Source organism: Desulfosporomusa polytropa, from assembly GCF_055380075.1.
The window spans coordinates 5,125,001-5,147,500 of the sequence record NZ_AP042400.1 but is presented as its reverse complement, the minus strand read 5'-3'; the positions used below and the strand labels follow the sequence as shown (position 1 = coordinate 5,147,500).

Annotated in this window: 16 protein-coding genes, 9 tRNA genes, 4 rRNA genes and 1 other RNA gene (2 of these 30 only partly in view); all 30 read right to left on the bottom strand. The window is 42.9% G+C overall.

Annotated elements, in window-relative coordinates; translation table 11 throughout:
- A 23S ribosomal RNA gene (locus ACZ449_RS25970) occupies positions 1 to 680 on the bottom strand; it reaches 2,237 nt to the left of the window's first position.
- Between the two features lie 345 nt (positions 681 to 1,025).
- Positions 1,026 to 1,142 (bottom strand): 5S ribosomal RNA (rrf, locus tag ACZ449_RS25965).
- 168 nt (positions 1,143 to 1,310) lie between these two features.
- Positions 1,311 to 2,868: ribosomal RNA gene (locus tag ACZ449_RS25960) — 16S ribosomal RNA — on the bottom strand.
- Together the 16S, 23S and 5S rRNA genes form the textbook arrangement of a ribosomal RNA operon.
- Before the next feature lie 540 nt (positions 2,869 to 3,408).
- Positions 3,409 to 3,699 (bottom strand): zinc-ribbon domain containing protein, encoded by a 291-nt coding sequence (locus ACZ449_RS25955; RefSeq protein WP_464258907.1) that lies wholly within the window; start codon positions 3,697 to 3,699, stop codon positions 3,409 to 3,411.
- Between the two features lie 244 nt (positions 3,700 to 3,943).
- Positions 3,944 to 4,381 (bottom strand): GNAT family N-acetyltransferase, encoded by a 438-nt coding sequence (locus tag ACZ449_RS25950; RefSeq protein WP_464258906.1) that lies wholly within the window; start codon positions 4,379 to 4,381, stop codon positions 3,944 to 3,946.
- Positions 4,382 to 4,431: 50 nt separating this feature from the next.
- Positions 4,432 to 4,917 (bottom strand): nucleoside recognition domain-containing protein, encoded by a 486-nt coding sequence (locus ACZ449_RS25945; protein ID WP_464258905.1) that lies wholly within the window; start codon positions 4,915 to 4,917, stop codon positions 4,432 to 4,434.
- Between the two features lie 18 nt (positions 4,918 to 4,935).
- On the bottom strand, positions 4,936 to 5,310 hold the full coding sequence (locus ACZ449_RS25940) for a nucleoside recognition domain-containing protein (RefSeq protein WP_464258904.1): 375 nt from the start codon (positions 5,308 to 5,310) through the stop codon (positions 4,936 to 4,938).
- A 228-nt stretch (positions 5,311 to 5,538) separates the two neighbouring features.
- Positions 5,539 to 6,444, bottom strand: coding sequence for a LysR family transcriptional regulator (locus ACZ449_RS25935; RefSeq protein WP_464258903.1), 906 nt, complete (start codon positions 6,442 to 6,444; stop codon positions 5,539 to 5,541).
- 182 nt (positions 6,445 to 6,626) lie between these two features.
- Positions 6,627 to 6,749: a desulforedoxin gene (locus tag ACZ449_RS25930; RefSeq protein ID WP_094605475.1), complete on the bottom strand. Its 123-nt coding sequence runs from the start codon at positions 6,747 to 6,749 to the stop codon at positions 6,627 to 6,629.
- A 116-nt stretch (positions 6,750 to 6,865) separates the two neighbouring features.
- Positions 6,866 to 7,234 carry a cupin domain-containing protein gene (locus ACZ449_RS25925; RefSeq protein ID WP_464258902.1) on the bottom strand — a complete coding sequence of 123 codons (369 nt, stop codon included), beginning with the start codon at positions 7,232 to 7,234 and terminating at the stop codon, positions 6,866 to 6,868.
- A gap of 112 nt (positions 7,235 to 7,346) precedes the next feature.
- Positions 7,347 to 8,294: an SLAC1 anion channel family protein gene (locus ACZ449_RS25920; protein WP_464258901.1), complete on the bottom strand. Its 948-nt coding sequence runs from the start codon at positions 8,292 to 8,294 to the stop codon at positions 7,347 to 7,349.
- A gap of 78 nt (positions 8,295 to 8,372) precedes the next feature.
- Positions 8,373 to 9,386: a 2-hydroxyacid dehydrogenase gene (locus ACZ449_RS25915; protein ID WP_464258900.1), complete on the bottom strand. Its 1,014-nt coding sequence runs from the start codon at positions 9,384 to 9,386 to the stop codon at positions 8,373 to 8,375.
- Positions 9,387 to 9,428: 42 nt separating this feature from the next.
- On the bottom strand, positions 9,429 to 10,658 hold the full coding sequence (locus ACZ449_RS25910) for an MFS transporter (RefSeq protein ID WP_464258899.1): 1,230 nt from the start codon (positions 10,656 to 10,658) through the stop codon (positions 9,429 to 9,431).
- Between the two features lie 151 nt (positions 10,659 to 10,809).
- Positions 10,810 to 12,120, bottom strand: a complete 1,311-nt coding sequence (locus tag ACZ449_RS25905) for an MFS transporter (protein ID WP_464258898.1) — start codon at positions 12,118 to 12,120, stop codon at positions 10,810 to 10,812.
- Positions 12,121 to 12,244: 124 nt separating this feature from the next.
- Positions 12,245 to 13,435, bottom strand: a complete 1,191-nt coding sequence (locus tag ACZ449_RS25900; RefSeq protein ID WP_464258897.1) for a mandelate racemase/muconate lactonizing enzyme family protein — start codon at positions 13,433 to 13,435, stop codon at positions 12,245 to 12,247.
- A 354-nt stretch (positions 13,436 to 13,789) separates the two neighbouring features.
- A complete protein-coding gene (locus tag ACZ449_RS25895; protein WP_464258896.1) occupies positions 13,790 to 15,004 on the bottom strand; it encodes a mandelate racemase/muconate lactonizing enzyme family protein in 1,215 nt (404 codons plus the stop codon).
- A 222-nt stretch (positions 15,005 to 15,226) separates the two neighbouring features.
- Entirely contained in the window at positions 15,227 to 16,537 is a 1,311-nt protein-coding gene (locus ACZ449_RS25890) for an MFS transporter (protein WP_464258895.1), read from the bottom strand.
- Between the two features lie 236 nt (positions 16,538 to 16,773).
- A complete protein-coding gene (locus ACZ449_RS25885) occupies positions 16,774 to 17,478 on the bottom strand; it encodes a FadR/GntR family transcriptional regulator (protein ID WP_464258894.1) in 705 nt (234 codons plus the stop codon).
- 297 nt (positions 17,479 to 17,775) lie between these two features.
- Positions 17,776 to 19,731, bottom strand: coding sequence for a methyl-accepting chemotaxis protein (locus ACZ449_RS25880; RefSeq protein WP_464258893.1), 1,956 nt, complete (start codon positions 19,729 to 19,731; stop codon positions 17,776 to 17,778).
- 712 nt (positions 19,732 to 20,443) lie between these two features.
- Positions 20,444 to 20,517, bottom strand: a tRNA-Gly gene (locus ACZ449_RS25875).
- A gap of 9 nt (positions 20,518 to 20,526) precedes the next feature.
- Positions 20,527 to 20,603: transfer RNA gene (locus ACZ449_RS25870), tRNA-Met, on the bottom strand.
- A 5-nt stretch (positions 20,604 to 20,608) separates the two neighbouring features.
- Positions 20,609 to 20,693: transfer RNA gene (locus tag ACZ449_RS25865), tRNA-Tyr, on the bottom strand.
- A 3-nt stretch (positions 20,694 to 20,696) separates the two neighbouring features.
- Positions 20,697 to 20,772: transfer RNA gene (locus ACZ449_RS25860), tRNA-Thr, on the bottom strand.
- A gap of 109 nt (positions 20,773 to 20,881) precedes the next feature.
- Positions 20,882 to 20,958: transfer RNA gene (locus ACZ449_RS25855), tRNA-Arg, on the bottom strand.
- Positions 20,959 to 20,986: 28 nt separating this feature from the next.
- Positions 20,987 to 21,318: RNase P RNA component class B (rnpB, locus tag ACZ449_RS25850), an RNA gene on the bottom strand.
- A gap of 21 nt (positions 21,319 to 21,339) precedes the next feature.
- Positions 21,340 to 21,416: transfer RNA gene (locus ACZ449_RS25845), tRNA-Asp, on the bottom strand.
- Between the two features lie 31 nt (positions 21,417 to 21,447).
- Positions 21,448 to 21,522 (bottom strand) — tRNA-Glu (locus ACZ449_RS25840).
- Positions 21,523 to 21,631: 109 nt separating this feature from the next.
- Positions 21,632 to 21,707 (bottom strand) — tRNA-Lys (locus ACZ449_RS25835).
- Positions 21,708 to 21,953: 246 nt separating this feature from the next.
- Positions 21,954 to 22,029: transfer RNA gene (locus tag ACZ449_RS25830), tRNA-Asn, on the bottom strand.
- A gap of 202 nt (positions 22,030 to 22,231) precedes the next feature.
- A 23S ribosomal RNA gene (locus ACZ449_RS25825) occupies positions 22,232 to 22,500 on the bottom strand (it continues 2,646 nt past the right edge of the window).

Sequence of the window (22,500 nt, the reverse complement as noted above, 5' to 3'; positions counted from 1 at the left end):
ACTATCGCCCTATTTAGACTCGCTTTCGCTTCGGCTCCATGTTTTCCACTTAACCTCGCTAGTTACTGTAACTCGCCGGTTCATTCTTCAATAGGCACGCCGTCGACCACATAAGGGTCTTCGACTGCTTGTAGACATACGGTTTCAGGTTCTCTTTCACTCCCCTCCCGGGGTGCTTTTCACCTTTCCCTCACGGTACTATGCGCTATCGGTCGCCAAGGAGTATTTTGCCTTGGAGGGTGGTCCCCCCTGCTTCCCACAGGGTTCCTCGTGTCCCGTGGTACTCTGGATTCTGATCCTCAAGCTCGATCTTTCGCTTACAGGGCTGTTACCTTCTGTGGCCTACCTTTCCAGGTAGTTCGACTAGATCTAGCTTGATTTATATCAGTCCTCAACCCCAAAGAGCAAAGCTCTCTGGTTTGGGCTCTTCCCCGTTCGCTCGCCGCTACTTAGGGAATCTCAATTGATTACTTTTCCTCCGGGTACTTAGATGTTTCAGTTCCCCGGGTGCCCTCCTAACTTACGTTAGGTGACGGTGCATTACCACCGCCGGGTTCCCCCATTCGGAAATCCAGGAGTCAAAGCTTGCTTGCAGCTCTTCCTGGCATATCGGAGCTTACCCCGTCCTTCGTCGGCTCTTGGCGCCTAGGCATCCGCCGTATGCCCTTACTAACTTGACTTAGTGCTGCAACTGTCTATAAGCCGCCATCTGCTTCGTTGGTCCTCAGACGTTTTGCTTGCGTACGCTAGTACGCGGCGCGGCAACGTCTTCCGGTCCGCCTCGCAGCTGACACCTTCTAGCCAGTTTCGCCTGCCTTACACTTTGCTTTCGCTAATGCAAGGACTTTTTTAGAATCCTAATTGCGCTTCGTTAAGTTACTTCTACATATTTGCATATGAGAGGTAATTTTACTTTGCTTTCTTCTGTGCAGTTTTCAAGGAACACTTGCTCGATTTTCGATGTACGATTTTAGACTTTCGATAATTTATCGAAGGTCGTATGTCTAACGTCGACTGTCGAGACGAACCAGCAACTTCCTAATCTCCCAGGCCGTTTCCAACCAAGTACCTTCGGCGTTTGTGGGCTTAATTACTGTGTTCGGTATGGGAACAGATGGAACCCCACAGCTATCGTCACTGGATATTTTGTTTTCAGGAATATCTATGTTACCATAGTCACTTGTGTATTTCAACAAGTAAGTTTTGGTAACTTGCATTCCCTCAAAACTAAACAATGTAAGAGTGTTCATCTGCCAAGATGTACCGACCTAGAAGTTAGTTCAGTTGTTACGCTGAACGGTTCTCCCTAGAAAGGAGGTGATCCAGCCGCACCTTCCGATACGGCTACCTTGTTACGACTTCACCCCAATCATCGGCCCCACCTTAGACGGCTAGTTCCATTGCTGGTTACCCCACCGGCTTCGGGTGTTGTCAACTTTCGTGGTGTGACGGGCGGTGTGTACAAGGCCCGGGAACGTATTCACCGCAGTATGCTGACCTGCGATTACTAGCGATTCCGACTTCACGGAGGCGAGTTGCAGCCTCCGATCCGAACTGAGAGCTTGTTTATGCGTTTTGCTTGACCTCGCGGTCTTGCTTCGCTTTGTTTAAGCCCATTGTAGTACGTGTGTAGCCCAGGACATAAGGGGCATGATGACTTGACGTCATCCCCGCCTTCCTCCGTCTTGTCGACGGCAGTCTCCCTTGAGTTCCCACCTTTACGTGCTGGCAACAAAGGATAAGGGTTGCGCTCGTTGCGGGACTTAACCCAACATCTCACGACACGAGCTGACGACAGCCATGCACCACCTGTTTTCGTGTATCCGAAGATAGGAACTAATCTCTTAGTCTTTCACTCAATGTCAAGCCCTGGTAAGGTTCTTCGCGTTGCGTCGAATTAAACCACATACTCCACCGCTTGTGCGGGCCCCCGTCAATTCCTTTGAGTTTCAACCTTGCGGCCGTACTCCCCAGGCGGGGTACTTATTGCGTTAGCTTGCGGCACAGAGGGGGTCGATACCCTCTACACCTAGTACCCATCGTTTACGGCTAGGACTACCGGGGTATCTAATCCCGTTCGCTCCCCTAGCTTTCGCGCCTCAGTGTCAGACACAGTCCAGAAAGTCGCCTTCGCCACTGGTGTTCCTCCCAATATCTACGCATTTCACCGCTACACTGGGAATTCCACTTTCCTCTCCTGCACTCAAGATTCCCAGTTTCCTGCGCCTATACGGGGTTGAGCCCCGCACTTAGACACACGACTTAAAAATCCACCTACACGCCCTTTACGCCCAATAATTCCGGACAACGCTTGCCACCTACGTATTACCGCGGCTGCTGGCACGTAGTTAGCCGTGGCTTCCTCCTTTGGTACCGTCATTAGAATGCATTATTCACACATCCCACGTTCGTCCCAAACGACAGAGCTTTACAATCCGAAGACCTTCTTCACTCACGCGGCGTTGCTCCGTCAGACTTTCGTCCATTGCGGAAGATTCCCCACTGCTGCCTCCCGTAGGAGTCTGGGCCGTGTCTCAGTCCCAGTGTGGCCGTTCATCCTCTCAGACCGGCTACTGATCGTTGCCTTGGTGAGCCATTACCTCACCAACTAGCTAATCAGACGCAGACCCATCTCTAATCGGTAGCTTATAAATAGAGGCCACCTTTCTTATCTCGATCATGCGATCAAGATACCACATTCGGTATTAGCACCACTTTCGCGGTGTTGTCCCCAATTTAGAGGCAGGTTGTCTACGCGTTACTCACCCGTTCGCCACTAAGCATCCATTGCTGGATACTCCGTTCGACTTGCATGTGTTAGGCACGCCGCCAGCGTTCGTCCTGAGCCAGGATCAAACTCTCCAATAAAGTTTGCCGTCTATGAGCTTACAAACTTAAATACCATTAGCTATCTTATTTAAAGTAGACAAACTACATTAACAGACGCACCAGGCACAAGTTCAAAGTCACAGAGTGACTACATTATATGAAGCCATTTGTTGGCTCTATAAATCATAGTAAGAAATTGTTTTTGTGTTGTATGTCGCAAGCGACATACATCGCACATCTGGCTTTTATGATGCATTACTTACATTGTTCAGTTTTCAGGGAACGTTGTGCTAGTGTCACGGACGTACCATGTACGGTACTTTGACCGGAACCGCTTACGCCGTTTGTTTTGTGGCGGAAACATATCATAACATTGTTTTTTCGTTATGTCAATACAATGTTCGTATCAGTTATTTCCGCCGCTCACAGCGACTTTTATAGATTATCACGTTAATCCTATTATGTCAAATATAATTTATTGTATTTTAGTGAATAGCGGTCGAGTGGCTGCACTAGATCTTTAATAAGCCTACTAACTAAAAAATGCTCCAGTCATTTGACTGGAGCATTTAATTTATCTTAGCCTCTGTTGTTTTGGAAACAGTCTCTGCAATATACAGGACGATCGCTACTTGGGCGGAAAGGAACTTGGGTTTGTACGCCACAAGATGCGCAAGTTACATCAAACATTTCGCGTTGTTGGTACCCACCATTACGACCACCATTTTGTTGTTTACGAGCTGCTCTGCAGTCAGGGCAACGGCCAGGTTCGTTAGTGAAGCCTTTCTCTGCATAAAAATCTTGTTCTGATGCCGAGAAAATGAATTCCGCACCGCAATCGCGGCAAGATAAAGTTTTGTCTTCTGCCATAATAATATATAGCCTCCTCAAATGTATTAACAAATTTTGGATTCAAGCGAACACTCACTAGGACTTCCCTTACGTAAATACAGTTTGAGAAGGACAAATGGAAATTTCGTTGGACCTCATTTGCAATATTATCATTATACTATACCAGCGTAAAAATACAAGTAGTTTTTGCTCGTGGGATATAAATTCCCTTGAAATACCCCTCCGCATTTGCATAAAAAACAAACAAATAGTAGGCTATATCTTACAAATATTTTTTAAATCCTTGCGCAATATTCTTAGAATACCCGACAGATTCGTAAAACATATGAGCTTCTGTTCTCGTAACGAGAGACATAAACATAACAAAGTAACAATTTCGTTCGCGAGCATTTTTTTCAATATAACTGACTAGCTTCTTTCCCACCCCATGTCTTCGACTTTTCTCACTTACAATAAGATTTTCAAGTACCATGAATGGCCGACATTCACCTACTGTATCCATGCACGTAATACCCATTACAGAGCCTAGTAATCGTTTGTTATCATCTTGTACTCCAACTAGAATATAGTCCGGATTATTGGTAATTTTCTTAATCATTTTTTCTAGTTGAACCCTATTTGTTTTAGAACCAAAAAGCTCATCACATAACGCTGCATACTGCTCCAAATCTGATAACTGAATGCTTTTTATCGATATCATATCCGGCCCTCCCATAAATACTGTTTGTTAATAAGAAATGTTCAAGCAGATTAAAAGGTTGATCCATCTGTATTTTTTTCTGTGGTAATTCTCGCACATTGTCGTTCTAAAATCCAACCAAGGCAATATGCAAATAGTAGAGCGGTTATGAGGCGAGCCCCTGCTACTACCAAGATGTTCACATCGACACCTACGAAGAGAGCCGTTTCTTCAAATAAGGAGTGGCATATTCCAACCATTACAAAGAGAACGTTAAGAGTAGCGCGAGAATAATTTTCTTTCTTAGCTACTTGGCGAATAACGCCACTGCCGGAAACTATTCCAATAAAGAGACCAGCGAAGGCGGGCAAAGCGGCAGTTCCAGGCAGATTAAAGAAACCAGTAAACCATTGTGATCGCTTCGAAATGATTTCCAACCACCCATACTGTTTTACAAACTCAACCATAACCATGAGCGGCAAAATGATAAGAGCCAATTTCCCCACACTTATGAGACCAACACTCAGCCCTTGATATAAGATTTCTAAAAGTTCCATTTGTCTTAGCTCCCCTTCCTATATCCCTAATACATGAATAAGCCATGCGGCCAAAAAAGCACCGACAAAACGTAATCCGAATACCAATGTGCCACTGGCCCCGGTTTCAATCACCACTGCTGTTTCCATAAAGGCACCATGGCAGATAGCAATCATGGTACTTAAGATGGTCAATTCACCTGTTGATAAATTCAACGTTAGCATGGCCCCAATACCCCCGTAAATACTAGTAAGGATACCAATGACAAATGCGATAGCAGCGTTACCAGGTAAACCAACCAACTGCATGATTGGAGCAACTGACTGACCAATGATATGCAATAAAGTTGTCGTCTGCAAAATAGATACGACAATAATTGCGGGGATGACAACTTTTGCTAAATGCCAAATCACATTTATACCTTCATACAATCCCGTTTTTACAATAACCAATATTCTCATAAAATTAAGTGATATCTTCATATTTTGATAAAAGAATGGCAACCATAAAAAATATAAGCATTTCCATCCTAAATTCCTCCTTCGATACGCCGCAATAGTCCTCATGGGCCTACTAGCATTATAAAGCGCATCCTAGGATCAATAGAAATTGCAAATGGTTATTATCATTATAAAAAACTTTTATGATTTGGCGCCAAGATATTCTGTGAGTCCGCTTTGGATATTGGCGTGTTCTGCGAAGACCAACAGGAGCGCCCTCATGGCTGGTGTTAACACTTTACTTTTATGAAAAGCAACAGACATAACGAACTTGAGCTGTGGCGCACTAGTAAATTCGACCAGTGTACCATCCGTTAAAAAAGCTTCTACTAGTACGTAGGGCAATATACTTGCACCCACTCCATCCAGCACCGCCCGTTTAATGGCCTCAGCGTCGCTATATTCGATAATAGAATGAACATCCTTTTCTTTTATCACTTCTTCAAACTTGGTTCGGTACACACAACCTGGGCGAAAATTAATAAAAGGGTAATGGCTTATGTCTTGTGAATTGTTATTTGCGGCAACTAAATCACGCTTAGCTACCCAAACCAATTTCTCATTTGATAGGTCGAATTGTATTATTTGACTACTGTTAATTTTATTATGTACAATGCCTATATCGAAAGTATTGTCCATAAGTCCTTTTATTGTTATAGGAAGATTTGTACAAATATCTACAATCACTGAGCCACCTATTCCACGATTTTGAAAATCCAATAATATTGGTGAAAGGATATAGCTAGCTACTGTAGTCGATGCTCCTACCTTTATGGGACTATTAAAGTCAGAAAAACGTTGCATTGCAGTATTAATGTCATAGTAAGCGGACAACAACTTTTCTGCATGTATAGTCAGTTCACGCCCTACTTCTGTAATATAAAGTTTCTTGCCAATACGTTCAAATAGTAAAACCCCATAATGATCCTCTAGCGTTCGGATCTGAGCAGTAACTGCTGGTTGCGTAAAATTCAACTGCTCAGCAGCTTGCGTTATGTTACTCAGTTTAGCTACTAGTAGAAATGTTTGAAATAGTTGAATATCCACTCCGCTATTATCCTCCAAACCATGTATGATTATATTATATCTTAGAAATGACTTTTATTGACAGCTGCAATCACCCTCATCACTCTTTATTTTGGCTGAGGATACATGGTTTATTGAGAAATAGCTGCTCCAAGTTCAATACAAAGCAAAAACCACTCGAAAAGAGTGGTTCTTGTTTGTATTCATTTGGATTTTTTCGTCATTTCCTGTCCGCAACAATGGATTGAAGGATTCCCCCCGGCTTTCGTTACGGTAACTTCATTTCCACATAATTTACAAACAAATACTTCACCTAACTGAGCCATTGATAAAACCTCCCTAAATTTAAGTAAGATGGATTTTATTTTTATTTCTTTAGTGCTTAACTGTATACAACGTGTTAAAGACCCTTGTAGGTAGGTGCTGGTTTCTGTCCCCCATATTAAATCAGTGCCGGAAAAAACACGTCATGAATAAGCAATTCTTCTCTAACGTCATAAATTTTGTGTCGTACTCCTTTGGGCACTCTAACTGCCACGCCAGGGATTAATAGGAAATCGCCAACACCATCAATCCACATATTAGCTTTGCCAGATAGTGGGAAAAGAATGTCATCTTGTTGCGGATGAATATGTTCTGGTACTTCCATCCCGGGTGCCACCTTGACTAACATACAAGTAACATCTAGATAATGCTCTTTTTGAGAAATATAAGGTTTAATTTTTACCCCGGGGGCAGTTAAATGATCTTCCCATGGAATCTGCTCCAGATAGCGCCAATCTGCTGTGGATGTTTTTTTTAATTCTGACATAAAAATACCTCCAAATATTAATTAATTTGAAAACTCACATTATAAAAGAAAGGTCTTTCCATATTTCTCGCTGATTAAGATATTACTAGTCTTCTTTTATATTTCCGCTTATTCAGTCCGGGACGCAAATTGCATTACGCCAAAAGGCGTTAAGCGTTTTTATCACTACTATTACAACGATTATAGTAGTCACCATCAATAGCATAGCTGCTAGCCAGAAAAAAAATGGCACTCCCGTAAATTTAAAAGCTAATGTAGTAGCAATCGTTACAGCGCACATTGGGAAAGTATATGCCCACCAGGATATAAAAAAATTAATTTCAGTAAATTTTTTTGCCATTGAGAGCAGTAAAATAACAATAAAAAGAGCTATATATAAAAGTACTCGTGCAAAGCTATCCATTTCTCCGGTCATTTTTGTATAGGAAATAAACCCCAATGACGGTGGCGCAACTAATATAAACAAGGTAGGCATTAACTGGGGTGGAAGCTGCCTTTCGAAAATAATTCGGTAAAATATTACGGAAAACAACATTAACCAAAAAAATAGGCCTATGCTAAAAAAGAACCACGCGAATTCACGATGTGCAATGTCCACTCCGGCTATCGGTACTACTATAGTGCCAACTACCGGGATAAACCATGCCGGATTCAAATGAACAATTTCATTACTATGATTCATCCACCTGGACAGAATGATCGTTGTAAAAACAAGCTGTAACGCGGAACCTGCTATCCATAAATATTGAGCCACGTTATATAACTTATCGATCGTGCCAGCGCTTAAAAGTAGCATACTAATAGATATCGCTGGAAAAAAGCAAACTTTAACCGGATGCTTAAATTCATCTACTACCTGTTGCGTGTATTTTATTAATTTCAAAAAATAAACGGCACTGATCATCGCAAACACTGCATACGAGATAATAAGGAGGTTTACGCTTATTCCGAAACACAAACCGAAGACTTGTTCAAAGCGTTGATAAGCTAGTGACAATCCGCACAAACCCATTATGCTGGTAAATAACCCAACTGGAAAGTTGGCTAGTCTGTTATCCAAATTCTATTCCTCCAGTTGTTTAGGATACCTTGAAAAGTTATGGGTAGTCTATAAAAATACCCATAGCCTTTCCATCGATTAATTATAGTAATCGTTTTCCCTTTTAAATATCCCATTTACAATATTATTTGGTACTTCGCCACGCATTACTCGGGCCATGTTTTCCAAAGCACTTTCAATCATTCGCTTATATGCCCCAACTGTTACGCCAGACGTATGCGGATTTAGTATTAAACGCTTTTTAGCGTTTGTTGAAAGAGTAAGCAATGGATGATCGTGACCTGGCGGCTCAGGGGTAAAGGTATCTATAGATGCTCCTGCAAGATGACCTTTTTCCAGTGCTTCAGCAAGTGCTCTTTGGTCCACTATTTCACCCCGTGCGGTATTGATAAGGATGCTTCCTTGCGGCATCAGTGCTAGTTCTCTTGCCCCAATCAAGCCTCTCGTCTTATCATTCAACGGAATATGCAAGCTTATGATATCACTTGTCTCTAGTAATGAATCAAATGTTTTGTACTCAATTGAATACTGGAGTTCTACATCAGGAGGTTGTCTATGTGAAGCACAGTAACTGACTGATGCACCCAGTACTGAGGCAATTTTAGCAACTTGCCTCCCAATATTACCAAACCCGATGAGGCCAATCTTACTCCCCCTAACCTCTTGTATCCCCGCTCGCAGTATATTGTTTCTAAACGAAAGATAATTTCCTGCCTTAATTTCACTATCGGCCTCCACTAGCCTTCGCTGTATTGCAATAAGTGATCCAATAACGTATTCAGCAACTGAAGTTGCATTAGAGCCCGGTACGTTAGCCACAGGTATCCCCGCACGTATACTTGCGGGAATATCAACATGGTCAAATCCCACTCCCATGCATTGGACAATTTTAATATTTGGAATCTTTTGCAGTATAAAAGAGTTGATCATCGCTGCTGATCCAACTGAAAAGAGACAATCTGCTCCTTCGCAGGCATTTATAATATCAAAATCAGAAAGTTGATTAGGAAAAAAGATGTTCAACTCTTGGGGAATAACGGGATTTGCAGAATTAAACCTGTCCTCAGATAGTAAACTAACCACTGTTGACATGGCAAACCACCTCCGAAAATGTTACAGTCTTCTACGATATTATTACCTCTTCCCATTAGCCATTTGCCGTGATTCCGGATGGTTGCGTAGCAACAGCATACAAATAACGCCTAAAAAAGGGCCAATAGCCAGGAAAGAAAACGCCCATCCCCAGCTGTAATTATCTACGATCAATCCAAATAAGCGGGGCGTAATTACAGTAATGCCAAAACCGAGTACCGACTGCAACCCTAAGGCTGAACCCATAGCATGGGCTGGAACTAACTCAGTAAGCCCAGCCTTGTATATAGCCGAGTCGGCTACAATAAAGAACCCATAGATCAGACCCACTAGGATCAACAACCACAAAGAAAACTCAGCTAGCCACCCGAAAATCAAAGCACAGCAGCCGCTTATGATCATAAGTGTTGTGGCGGAAAGACAACGACCATATCGGTCTGACACCCAGCCGCCCAGTCCAGGAGAAATGCCTCCCATTGCAGTACAGGCAGCTGCGATTCCCCCGCCGTAACCTATAGCAACAGAAGTTTCATAGCCATGAAGCGTGAAAGCGTAAGTCACGTAAGCACCAAGCCAACCCCAGAAAGCATACAATTCCCACATATGACCTACATAACCTACTATAATTAACCAAAAAGCTTTACTAGATAGTGTGAGAGAAGATTTTTTTTCTGCCTTAACTAATGGTGCAGCAATAGCGGGTGTCTGCTTTTCGGTTACTAGAAAGAATACTGCTACTGCTGCCGGAAAAGCCCAAATCGTTGTCCAGAACATCCCAATTTGCCATGAATATGCTACCGCTAAGGCGGAAGCGAGATAGTAGGCACCTGCATAAGCAAATACGGTAGAACAAGTGAAAATGCCGATAATTCGCCCTCTCTCCTGTCCCGGATACCATGTGCTAAGGATGTGTATCCCTGGTATATAGAGCCCGCCTTGGCCCAATCCGGCTAAAGTCCGCCACAGAAGTGCCGATTGGTAATTATCGGCAAAAAATATAAATCCAAGTCCAGCTAGTCCTGTTTCGATCGCACTGAGGGCAAAAATCAAACGACCGCCATATGTGTCTGTAAGCCAGCCGGTAAATATTACAGCTATGACATAACCTAATTGGAAGACTGATAGCAGCGCACCTGCCTGATCGTTGGATATCGACCATTCCGTACGAAGTATAGGAATTACAGCTGCAAAATTATACCAAATCAGCATTGCGCCAATTTGACAAAGGCAAAGTATCCAAAGTATCCGATGTTTTTTATTGTCGTCGGTCAAATCTTCTCCCCCCATATATAACGTCTTCGCATCACAATGCGAAAAATGCAGCTAATTTGGCTAGCAAATTAACTACATCTCCCGCAGTTCAGTAATCCGTCTATACTAGCGAAGTGTCACACCGAACAACGACGCTACTACCGGAAAAATGTTATATTTTCTTTACATACAGTATGGTTGCCATAATACAACCCACAACACTACAGCCGACAATATAATACAGTCCGCCTGCATAGGTGCCAGTCAAAGCGATCAATCCTCCAATCGCCACAGGCGCCAATGCCGAAACTCCATTCGATAGTCCATTCATTAAACCAGCTGCAGAGGCAACCCCTTTGCCGGGAACAACGCTTTGCATCACCGTCCAGGACGCAGGACCTCCCAGTCCAACAGCCCCTATCCCCAGAACCATAAACGCTGCTGCTATATTATTATCAGAGACTTGTGCCGCAAAAAGCACCCCCACTCCAACTCCGACCATTTCAAAGATCAGGATCAATGATCTGCGAGGCAGTTTATCGGCAAGATATCCGGACAAAATTTTTGTCCCGACCGCTAGGATAAAAGGCAGTGACGACAAAATTCCCATAGCCGCCCACGAGAATCCTCTGGCCTCTTTCAAATAGCTTGGCAGCCAGGTCAGGGTACCGAAGTAGATCGAAACATGCATCATATAGAAAAAAGTCAAAAACCAAAAGTTACGATTGTCAGCGAATGATTTGAAGGCGGCAACAATGCCTTGCTTTTCCTCGTCCTTCTGTTTCTCTCCCTCGGCGGCCAATTCCTGCACTTGACCTGCTTCAATGTACTCCCTTTCCAGCTGGTTCACGCGTTTACTTTGGCGTGGCCCATCAGCCGTAAACCACCAGACCATTAATAATGGAATAAGACTCAGCCCAGCAAGGACAAAGAAGCTCATGCGCCAGCCGGAAACATGAATAATCCAGGTAAAAAACGGCATGGCTATGGCCGGTGCTACAGCCATGCCTGTCTGCCACACAGCATTAGCTTTTCCCCGTTCTTGTGTCGGAAACCATTGCTTTACAAATTTGCTCTGCATCGGAAAGTGCATAGCCTCGCCTAATCCCAGCAATACCCGTGAGATGGTGATTATCGCATATGTCGGTGCCAATCCCCCAATAATCATCGAAATGATCCAAATAACAATACAGACGGCCATAGCCTTACGAGGACCAAAGACATCGCCTAAGGGGCTAAGTATGATATTGCCGACACCATAGGCAATTAGAAATGACGTCATCAGCATCCCTTTTGCCACTGCCCCAGAGATGCCCATTGCAGTCAAAAAGGCTGGGTCAACCACTAGAACCGAAACATTTACCCGGTCAAGATAGGAGAAAAAAACTGCGATGAATAAAACGGCTGCCACTAGCCAACGCTGCTTGGTGGGCTTTAATTGGGTATCAATTTGAGCACCAATATTGCGATTTTCCATATTCATTTGTCTATCAACATCCTTCCCCGTTTTTACTTGATTTTTAAATAAGTTCTACTTCAAATCTAATGGCGTAAACTATCTGGTAGATAGTACTGTCAAAATTGATTAAACGAGAAATATGCGTTTGCTATTTCACACTCTCTACAATTGATGCTTTAATTGTATCTTCTGTCAATTCTTGACCAATGCCAGGAAGATCAGGTACATCATACATTCCATCTTTAGGCACATAATTATATTTACAGCTTGTTGTATTCGCTTCCAGCAAAGCATACCTATGCAATTCGTGAATCATGAAATTGGGAATAGCCGCCTCCATTTGCAGCGCCACCGCGGTAGAAATGGGCCCCCCGCAAACGTGAATTTGCACAGTAACATCATATGTATGAGCCATGTCACAAATTTTTTTGACTTCTGTTAACCCCCCGCAAGTACAAATGTCAGGCTGAATGACATCAATCGATCCATCTTCAAAAAAAGGCCTGTAACCCCATCGCGTATAAATTCTTTCTCCTGCTGCAATAGGAATATTAACATTATCTGCTACCTTTTTCATTTGCTTAGGATTTAAAGGCATCACTGGCTCTTCATAATAATAGACACCTAGCTCTTCAATCATTTTTCCAAATTGAATAGCTGCAGTAGTATCCGTAAAGGCATGCATTTCAACAATGATATCCACATCGAGTCCAACCGCTTCTCTTACTGCTTTGAGCCTATTATAACCTAACTGTAACGTCCGATTAGAAAGAACACCATTGAGATTACGCTGGTTCCAATTAGCTTTATCATCCATGGCAAGTACATCAAGCTTGATTGAATCATATCCCTCATCAACCGCAGCCAGAGCTGCTTCGGCATATTGTTGGGGTTCCACGAGCATAGCTTTATCGGTTCCCTTTCCCCAACCAAACTGGAGTTGACTAGCATAAGCCCTGATTTTATCTCGCGTTTTTCCTCCTAATAGTTGATAAACTGGTGTATTGAGCATTTTCCCTTTGATATCCCACAACGCAATGTCAATACCACTCATGCCAGCGGTAACTACAGTACCACCACCTTGACCCCAAAATGTTTTCTTCTGCATCTTATCCCAAATGGCTTCGTTCTTCATTGGATCCATTCCAATGATAATTTTTGCCAAATCCTTGGCCATGCCAAATCCTGCTGATGCACCAACACCATAGGCTAAGCCGACTTCGCCAAAACCGCTTACTCCTTCATCCGTATTGATTTTAACGACAACCGGACGCCATTTGCTGGTAGCTGAAGAAAACTCGTTAGCTACATCAATGATATCCACACTTGTAATTTTCATTTTATGGCCTCCTAAAAAGTATTTTCGTTGAATGGAACCCCAGCATTGATGGTTAAATTTTAAATAAATATGCTCTTCCGTTCCGTTTAGAAAGCATATTAAAATCCATACGATACTACTGCAACAATAGCCCATTGTCAGGAAACGCTAAAATTCAGTTGGTTGGGAACCAAAATAAGCGGAAAACCTAAACAATGAGCTACTCATGCCTAGAAAAAACAAAATTTGAAATTATACAAGGGGACCGTCTGAAAATCATAGTGCGTTTTCCAAAACATTCACACTATTAGGCGTAAACGACAGCATAGCAGCTAGTGTAGGCTATGCTCATTCAAAGTTCGCGACTCATCTATCTCAACCGTAAGTTTTACCTGCAGATATAGTAACAATTGTGGACTTAGCAATCGCTTCAGGTGTCAATTCTTGACCGATCCCGGGTAGATCAGGCACTTTGTATTTACCATTGACAGGCTGATAATCGTATAGGCATGTTGCCCGGCTTTCAGGATTTAGGGCTCTCTGATGATGCTCATGGATGAGGAAGTTAGGAATGACTGCTTCAATTTGAAGCGCCGCAGCCTTGGAAATAGGACTTCCACAAACATGAATCTGAACAGCGCAATCATACGTATATGCCATATCACAAATTTTCTTTGCTTCAGTAAGACCGCCACAAAGACAAATATCCGGCTGAATAACATGAATAGATCTATTTTCTAAGAACTCTCTGTAACCAAACCTTGTATATATTCTTTCGCCAGAAGCGATAGGGATATCAACATTGTTTTTAACTTCCAGCATTGATTTTGGATTCAACGGATGGCATGGCTCTTCATAATAGAATATCCGCAGATCTTCAAGAGCTTTACCAATTTGAATCGCTGATACTGTATCGGTGTTCGAATGGTGCTCAATAATAATATCCAGATCATCGCCACCGGCTTTACGCATCGCCGCAACTCGATCATATACTGTCTTAAGTACCTTTTTTTCCAAAGGTCCTGTAATCTTCCATGGCCCTTTGCCATCCGGCTGGTTGCTTAAGATAATCGGATCAACCTTGATAGCGTCATAGCCTTCTGCCATGGCAACTCTAGTAACTTCTGCATATTCCTCTGGCTCGATGAGTGCTTCTTTGACAATGTTTGGACCCCAATTATATTGCAGTTGACTAGCATATGTGCGGAGATTATCGTTTGTTTTTCCGCCTAAAAGTTGCCAAACCGGAAGATTAAATGCCTTTCCCTTAATATCCCATAATGCAATATCAATACCACTGATACCGGCGTTGACAACAGTTCCACCGCCCATACCCCAGAATGTTTTTCTAAATATTTTTTCCCATATTTTTTCGATATTTAAGGGATCTTCTCCGATAATGACTTCAGCAAAATCCTGCACCATGCCAAATCCAGCTCGCCACCCCTTACCGTATGCAAGGCCAACCTCGCCGAAACCGCTGATGCCCTCATCTGTATTAACACGTACAATAATCGGACACCAGTTTCCTCTTGACGCACCAGAATTTCCACTTGGGACCTGCATTACATCAACGCTAACGATTTTCACAAGTATATCCCCCTCTTATTAAATATACTCTCTCGAACATTCGAGAGGCTTTATGGATCAAGGCTTTAACTCATTCGCGACTACAGTTACGAGTGAGTTAAAATAATGCCCTATTCCCAGACTATGAATTCATACCCATACGATTTAAGATTTTCTGTTAACCGTCCTCTTACTATTGACGACTACTTACCATTTTCTGAAAGCTAATCCTATTAAACCATCTTATTTGTCACGATTTTCTTTGAAAAAGACGAAAGCAATAATACCTAATAGTAACCCACAAGCTGGGATAGTAAATGCTGCTTGATATGCTGCCAATGGATATACTCCCGGTGCAAGAGGCGCATAAGAATTAATGACCATTCCCATAACATATTGGTAAAATGCACCGCCAGAAAAGAGAAAGATATTCAATGCTCCTACAGCAGTCCCAGCAAATCGCGGCTCATAAATTTCTTGGGCGCAAACGAAACAAGAAACAAAAGTCCCTCCAGAAACCCCATACCAGAAAAACAATGCATATAATATTACAATGGACAGACTATCTGTCAAAAACAGCAATGGAATATAGCATAAAGTGTGAAGAATACACCCCCACAACAAAACCTTCTTGCGGGATTTCAAAATCTTGTCCGATACATAGCCCGATAGCGGGCAACCTAAAACCATACCCAGAGGAAACATCATGAGAATGTTGCCTGTTAGCTGTTTGGATATTCCATAAATGTTCTGCAAATACGGTCCTGCCCATAATGAACCGACACCCATGAAAGTGCCATAAAAGGAGAAAAGCAATAGTCCAAGTAAATAAAATTTACGATTGCAAAACACCACTTTTATCGCTTCACTCAAAGAAGTTTTTTCATTAGCATCCTGCGTCACCGTTCTAGACATTTCTTTGAAAGATGGGAAACCCATTTCGTTAGGTTTATCCCTGATCACTCTATAGGCGATCACACTAGCAACCATCGTCAATACAGCTACCAGACTAAAAGAATTTCGCCATCCGATACTGCCCATAAGAAAAACCAAAGGAGTAGTAGATATAAGGGCTCCAATATTTCCGACAGCTAACAACACACCAGAATATGTGGCTAGTTCGTCAGGCTTGTACCAATCTGCCAGAATCCTCATAGCTGCCACATATACGACACCAACACCAAATCCTATTATGAATCGTCCCCAGGCCATACTCACCACATCGGTTGCCAAGGAAAAAACAAATCCTCCAATACCTGCAAGAAAGACAAACGCCGTTATTGTCTTGCGAGATCCCCAAGAATCAGCCAATAACCCCGCTGGCAAAGCAGTTGCGGCATATGCCCAGAAATACATAGATCCGATAAAACCCAATGCCGATGGTGCCAGGGAAAATTCTTTCATGATTTCCGGGCCTACCACCGCTGGTGCTGCCCTATGAAAATAGGAAACCAAATATGTAGCGGAGATCACGAGAAAAATCCACAACCTATACTTCTTCATTTTGTCAATCAAGTCTGCGTCATTTGTAACACGGTTTGCCCCATAGTTCATTCTTACAATTTCCTCCTCAGTTCTACCACACATTGGTTTTCAATCAATTACGATTGAGGTATATCACATTGGCATTCTGGCATGCCAATATAATAATCTCATGGAAGATATCTATCATATCTTCCATTCACGCACGTGCTTTAGCATCACATACATCCACCTTGATTATTTTACTTTAATAATGCATTGTAGTGGCATGCTGGCATTCCATTATAATAGTCTCAAGAAGAGATCTATCATATTTTCAATTCACGCAAATGCTCTAACATCACACCCACAGCCTCATCAACATCTTGTTCTTTTATCGCTTGATAAATCCGTTTGTGTTGACGCAACGCAATATCTTGTTCGGTGATTTCCCTAAGAGATTTTTGGCGGGAAAATAGCAACAGTGCCATCAAAAATTCATTGATTTTGACAATAACATCGTTGCCCGAAGCAACGATTATTGCTGAGTGAAAACGTATAGATGCATTACCCACATCTTTTTTCATAGTAATATTTCTTTCCATCTCTAGCAGAGCGTCTTCCATCATATCCAGATCTTCTTTTGTCCGACGCTGCGTGGCAAGTCGAACCGCCTGAATTTCAATCCCTTCGCGGGCTTCCAGTAGATCTTTCAATCCAGACTGCGGATCCAGTACTAAAAATCCGATATTATTCAATAAATGTTTGATATCGATTTGTTGTACACATACCCCTTTGCCTCGGATATACTTAACAACACCTAAAAATTCTAATATTTTAATCGCTTGACTTACAGGCATCCGGCTCACATTAAATAATTGCGCCAGTTCCCTTTCCGACGGAAGTACTTCCCCTTCTTTAATATAGCCTTTCATGATCCACATGCGGATACGTTCTACAATTTGACTATAAAGCACTTCCGAGTTTTTGTCACTTAATTTCAATTCTTGTTCTTCCTGTGGAATAAGTAACATAATAACAGTCCTTTTTTTGAGCGATTCGGTATTCCGGCATTCCAATTTATAAATTAATTATATTCCAGCAATATCTATTTGTCAAACTATTTTTTACTTTATAAATTTATCTTATTATGTCATCTTGTAAACTATCGCCGAAAACTACCACTGCAAACAAGGAAATGCTTCTATCAAGCAGTACTATTATCGCCTAAACAAAAACACTAAATCACCTAAAAAAAGAAAGAACCAGTTATGATGTCGCCAGACACCTTAACTAGCTCTTGATCTATCCTTTCTATTTAATGAAGGTCTCTATTTATAGCTAAAATGATTCACAAGCACAGATAGCTCCTCGGCCATTCGGGCAAGTTTCTGACTGGAGGCAGCAATTTCTTCCACCGACGCCGACTGTTGCTGAGTAGAAGCAGAAATTGTTTCGCTTTGAGCTGCAGTCGTCTTTGTTACACCTTCAACTTTTTGATTTGCTTCCATAAGTTTATTACTGCTGGCAGCGATACCTTCCAAAAGCTGGCTGCTTCGAGTTACTTGCTCTGATACTTTCTTTACAAAAGCAACAATGTTATGGAAAGCTTCCCCTGTAGTTTTTACGACCAATACACCGCTCTGAACCTCGCTGGAACCGGACTCCATGGTCTTGACAGCTTTACTTGTTTCAATCTGGATTGTTGAAATGATTTCACCGACTTGTTTTGCCGCCTCACCCGATTGCTCAGCTAATTTCCGTACTTCCTCCGCCACTACTGCAAATCCTCTGCCTGCTTCACCAGCTCGTGCAGCCTCAATTGCCGCATTTAACGCTAAAAGATTTGTCTGGTTTGCCAACGACGTGATAGTACTAACAATTTCGCCAATTGCATGGGAATGCCGTCCTAATTCAGCGACCGCAGTAGCGGAACAAGCAACAGTCTTCTCAATGCTCTCCATTTGATTTACAGCCAAATCAATTTGCTTTTCGCCTTGTGCTGCAGTCTCTGTCGATTGTTCTGCAGCTTCGGCTGCTTGTCGCACATTAGAAGCCGCATCGTTTATATCCTCAGACATCCGCTGGACTAGGATATTCATCTCATTTACAATATCACGTTGTTTCGTAGTTTCTTCCGCAATATTAGTAACAGCACCTGCTATATCGTTTGCTGCTTGTGCCGACTGTTCTGAAGTCGCTGTTAACTGTTGACTGGATGCGGTAACCTCCTCAGAGGAAACAGATACTTTTTGAACCAATACCCGCAAGCTCTTAACCATGGCACTAAAGTTTTCCGCCAACAATCCCATTTCATCGTTTGAGTTTTTATCAACCGTTACAACAAGATTACCATTTTTCACTTCATTCGTAGCCGCTACTAAACTTAAAATTGGCTTTATCGTTCTTTTTGCGAAGAAATATCCGATGGCAACCACAATACTAATCGTCACGATTAGTATTATAATATCCGTTATTGCCAGCTTACGTACTTGGGCTGTATATCTGTCATAGGATTGTTCAATACAAATTCCCCAGCCGGTATAAGGATCCCGCGCATAACTTACCATACGCTTTTCGCCATTGCTGCCTGTGATATTCATGCTCCCTTCCTGACCGCTTAATGCCTGTTGTATATAGTTAAGCTGAGTTACATCTTTTCGTTCATCTACAACCGCTCCATCAGGATGAGCAAGGATTTTCCCTTCCCGATCCACAATGTATGCCGTATCCCCATCTTTTGAACGCTCCGCAATAAAGCCGCTTAAAGTAGTCAAATCCAATGATCCTTGGACAGCTCCGATTACCGCACCTGATTCATTTTTTATTGGCGTCGCCAAAATCACCATCGGGTGTCCGTTGGTTTGTCCAATTAGAACGTCAGAAACAACATCATCTGAACCTTGCATGACTTGCTTAAAATAAGGGCGCTTTGACACATCTGGCAAACGATTATTATCATTTCTTACGATATGCATTCCCTGCCCGTTAACGAATGCGATGGGGGAAATATCAGCATATACTTTCGCTGCATTAACCAGCACCTCTTTGCCGGAAACAATCTCCATACTTTTTGCGCTACCAGAATTAGCAATGGCTTTTAGCCCGTACATATTCTTCTGGAGCAAAGAATTCACTTCCACCTGCAGGCTGCCAACTTTAGAAATTCCGGCACGTTGATACTCGTCCTGCATCGTAGTGCTAATTTGCCAATAAGCGAACACTGATAAAAAACATAGTGGAACGATACCGATTAAAACTAATAGCGTCATTAATTTACGTTTCACAATTTCACCTGTCCCTTTTTGTAAGATAAGACTTGGCTTGTGCCAAGTCCTTTAGGACGCCAGCAGAAGCCTTAGTCGTTCAATCCAGGGAAAGTTTACTTTCCATCTGGATAAGATAAGACTTGGCTTGTGCCAAGTCCCTCAGGACGCCAGCAGAAGCTGCTGTGCCCTTTAGGGGTATAGTTGAGTTGTTCAATCCAGGGAAGTTATAATTTCCATCTGGAAACTATAAGAACACTCACCTTATAGTTTTCCTATTATTTTCAATACTTTTTAGTAATGAGCAGTTCAAGGACCATGCCTAAAAGTCCTCACTATAGCCTTTACACAACTATACCCGTCCCTGAAATTTTTTTCGGCCGTCTTTTTAACATTAATCGCATCAATCATGAAATTTGCCTCCTTCATATGTTGTTATTTAGTTAGTACTTTATCGGTATTCCGGAATGCCATTTTTTTGAAACTACACAATATCTTACAATCTTCCTTACGGGAATAATTAAATAAATTTATTGCTCATCCTTATAGGTATTCTGGTATACCAGAATACCACAGTACTAATTCTATCATATTTGTAATATTATGTCAAATTATTTCAAAATTAATGTCGTAATTGAAGATAAACAGTCGTTAAAGCTTATTACAGAGAAACATACTGCCACTATACAAAAGCACCCATCACTTACTTTTTCAGTAAATGATGGGTGCTTTTTGGAGCGGGTGAAGGGAATCGAACCCTCATAGCTAGCTTGGAAGGCTAGTGCTCTACCATTGAGCTACACCCGCATATATAGTTGGTGGCGGCGCAGGGATTTGAACCCCGGACACTTCGGGTATGAACCGAATGCTCTAGCCAACTGAGCTACGCCGCCGTATTTGGTGGAGGGAGGTGGATTCGAACCACCGAAGTCAAAGACGGCAGATTTACAGTCTGCTCCCTTTAGCCACTCGGGAATCCCTCCAGATGGAGCTGGCGAGAGGAATTGAACCCCCAACCTGCTGATTACAAGTCAGCTGCTCTACCAATTGAGCTACGCCAGCGCATAAGCAGCGAACCATGTTGTCGCGAGCCGCGAGGCGACACGAGAACATACGTGAGTCGCTTAGTTCTAAGCGAAGTGAAGAACTTCCACTTCGTGAATAAGTTGAATGGCGACCCCGGTAGGATTCGAACCTGCGACCTTTTGATTCGTAGTCAAACGCTCTATCCAGCTGAGCTACGGAGTCTCATATATTTAAAACAGCCTTCTTTAGAAACCGTAAGCCAGTTTCTGTTTTAGGAAATCATTTATCTAACGCACAAAAGTACGCTCTCCCCTTCGGTTCTTATTCCTTACGGGAAGCTCCCCTACCAAATTTGGGTTTCTGCCTCGTGGAGTTTACCACTTTTCACCAGGTTGTCGCCAACCTACTCATTCTCTGTGCACTTTATGACTACTTTCGGCTACGTGAGTCGATTTCATCGTCGTCAGAGCCTAGCTCTGCCCCATCTTGCGATGGGCACGAACATTACGACCATCACAGGTCGTGGCAGCCTGGACTTTCCTCAATACCGCAGTCAATGCAGTACCGCAATTTCCCATTTCTAAAGACGACTGGATTTTTTTATGGCGACCCTGAACGGATTTGAACCGTCGATCTCCGCCGTGACAGGGCGGCATGTTAGACCGCTACACCACAGGGCCGCGTATTCGATTTTTTATCGAATGTCGAAAATGGTGACCCGTGGGGGAATCGAACCCCCGTTATCGCCGTGAAAGGGCGGTGTCTTGACCGCTTGACCAACGGGCCATGAACAATTCTAACTAGGAATACTCTTCCTCACTACCGCTCGGAAGTAAGCGACTCACTCAAGTTCTCATTTCGCCTATCGGCTCGTGAGAACTTGGTTCGCTGCTTATGGTGACCCACCCGCGGCTCGAACGCGGGACACCCTGATTAAAAGTCAGGTGCTCTACCGACTGAGCTAGTAGGTCATTTTAATTAGATTATAAATGCCAAGCGAGTTGCCTCGTTTGGCATTTATATGGCTCCTCGAGTAGGACTCGAACTAACGACAAATCGGTTAACAGCCGAGCTACGACGTTTCATAGCATCCCATCTGCGTTGTTGTCAGTCCGGGCGTACCCTCCGACGTACTTCCCAGTACGACTCCGGGTACGTCCTCCTTCCGCCTAGCATATGGAATACTCTGAAACGTCTGAGCCTTATACTTAATAATATGGCTCCTCGAGTAGGACTCGAACCTACGACAAATCGGTTAACAGCCGATTGCTCTACCAACTGAGCTATCAAGGAATGTATTCGACATTCGATTGTCGATTTACGACTTTCGATATGTCCTTTTTGAAGGTTGTTCCTTCAAAACTTCACAGAAGAAAGACTGCGCATTAGGATCTACAATGTTTGCACTACATGCAAACGAGGTTTTCACGCTGTATAAACGTCTCGCACAAAAGTTTCTGCTCGCTATCGCTCACAAACTTTTGGCTCGCTTGTTTAAGTCAAGTCCTCGGCCTATTAGTACCAGTCAGCTGCATGGATTACTCCACTTCCACATCTGGCCTATCTACCTTGTAATCTGCAAGGGGCCTTACTTCTTTCGAATGACAGACCTCATCTTAAGGCTGGTTTCACGCTTAGATGCTTTCAGCGTTTATCCTTTCCGAACGTAGCTACCCAGCTCTACTCCTGGCGGAATAACTGGTACACCATTGGTTCGTCCACTCCGGTCCTCTCGTACTAGGAGCAGTTCCCTTCAAGTCTCTT

Bases quoted from the DNA above. Each gene is read 5' to 3' on its own strand.
- ACZ449_RS25955 (WP_464258907.1), bottom strand. From the start codon at position 3,699: ATGGCAGAAGACAAAACTTTATCTTGCCGCGATTGCGGTGCGGAATTC.
- ACZ449_RS25950 (WP_464258906.1), bottom strand. From the start codon at position 4,381: ATGATATCGATAAAAAGCATTCAGTTATCAGATTTGGAGCAGTATGCA.
- ACZ449_RS25945 (WP_464258905.1), bottom strand. From the start codon at position 4,917: ATGGAACTTTTAGAAATCTTATATCAAGGGCTGAGTGTTGGTCTCATA.
- ACZ449_RS25930 (WP_094605475.1), bottom strand. From the start codon at position 6,749: ATGGCTCAGTTAGGTGAAGTATTTGTTTGTAAATTATGTGGAAATGAA.
- ACZ449_RS25925 (WP_464258902.1), bottom strand. From the start codon at position 7,234: ATGTCAGAATTAAAAAAAACATCCACAGCAGATTGGCGCTATCTGGAG.
- ACZ449_RS25915 (WP_464258900.1), bottom strand. From the start codon at position 9,386: ATGTCAACAGTGGTTAGTTTACTATCTGAGGACAGGTTTAATTCTGCA.
- ACZ449_RS25905 (WP_464258898.1), bottom strand. From the start codon at position 12,120: ATGAATATGGAAAATCGCAATATTGGTGCTCAAATTGATACCCAATTA.
- ACZ449_RS25900 (WP_464258897.1), bottom strand. From the start codon at position 13,435: ATGAAAATTACAAGTGTGGATATCATTGATGTAGCTAACGAGTTTTCT.
- ACZ449_RS25890 (WP_464258895.1), bottom strand. From the start codon at position 16,537: ATGAACTATGGGGCAAACCGTGTTACAAATGACGCAGACTTGATTGAC.
- ACZ449_RS25885 (WP_464258894.1), bottom strand. From the start codon at position 17,478: ATGTTACTTATTCCACAGGAAGAACAAGAATTGAAATTAAGTGACAAA.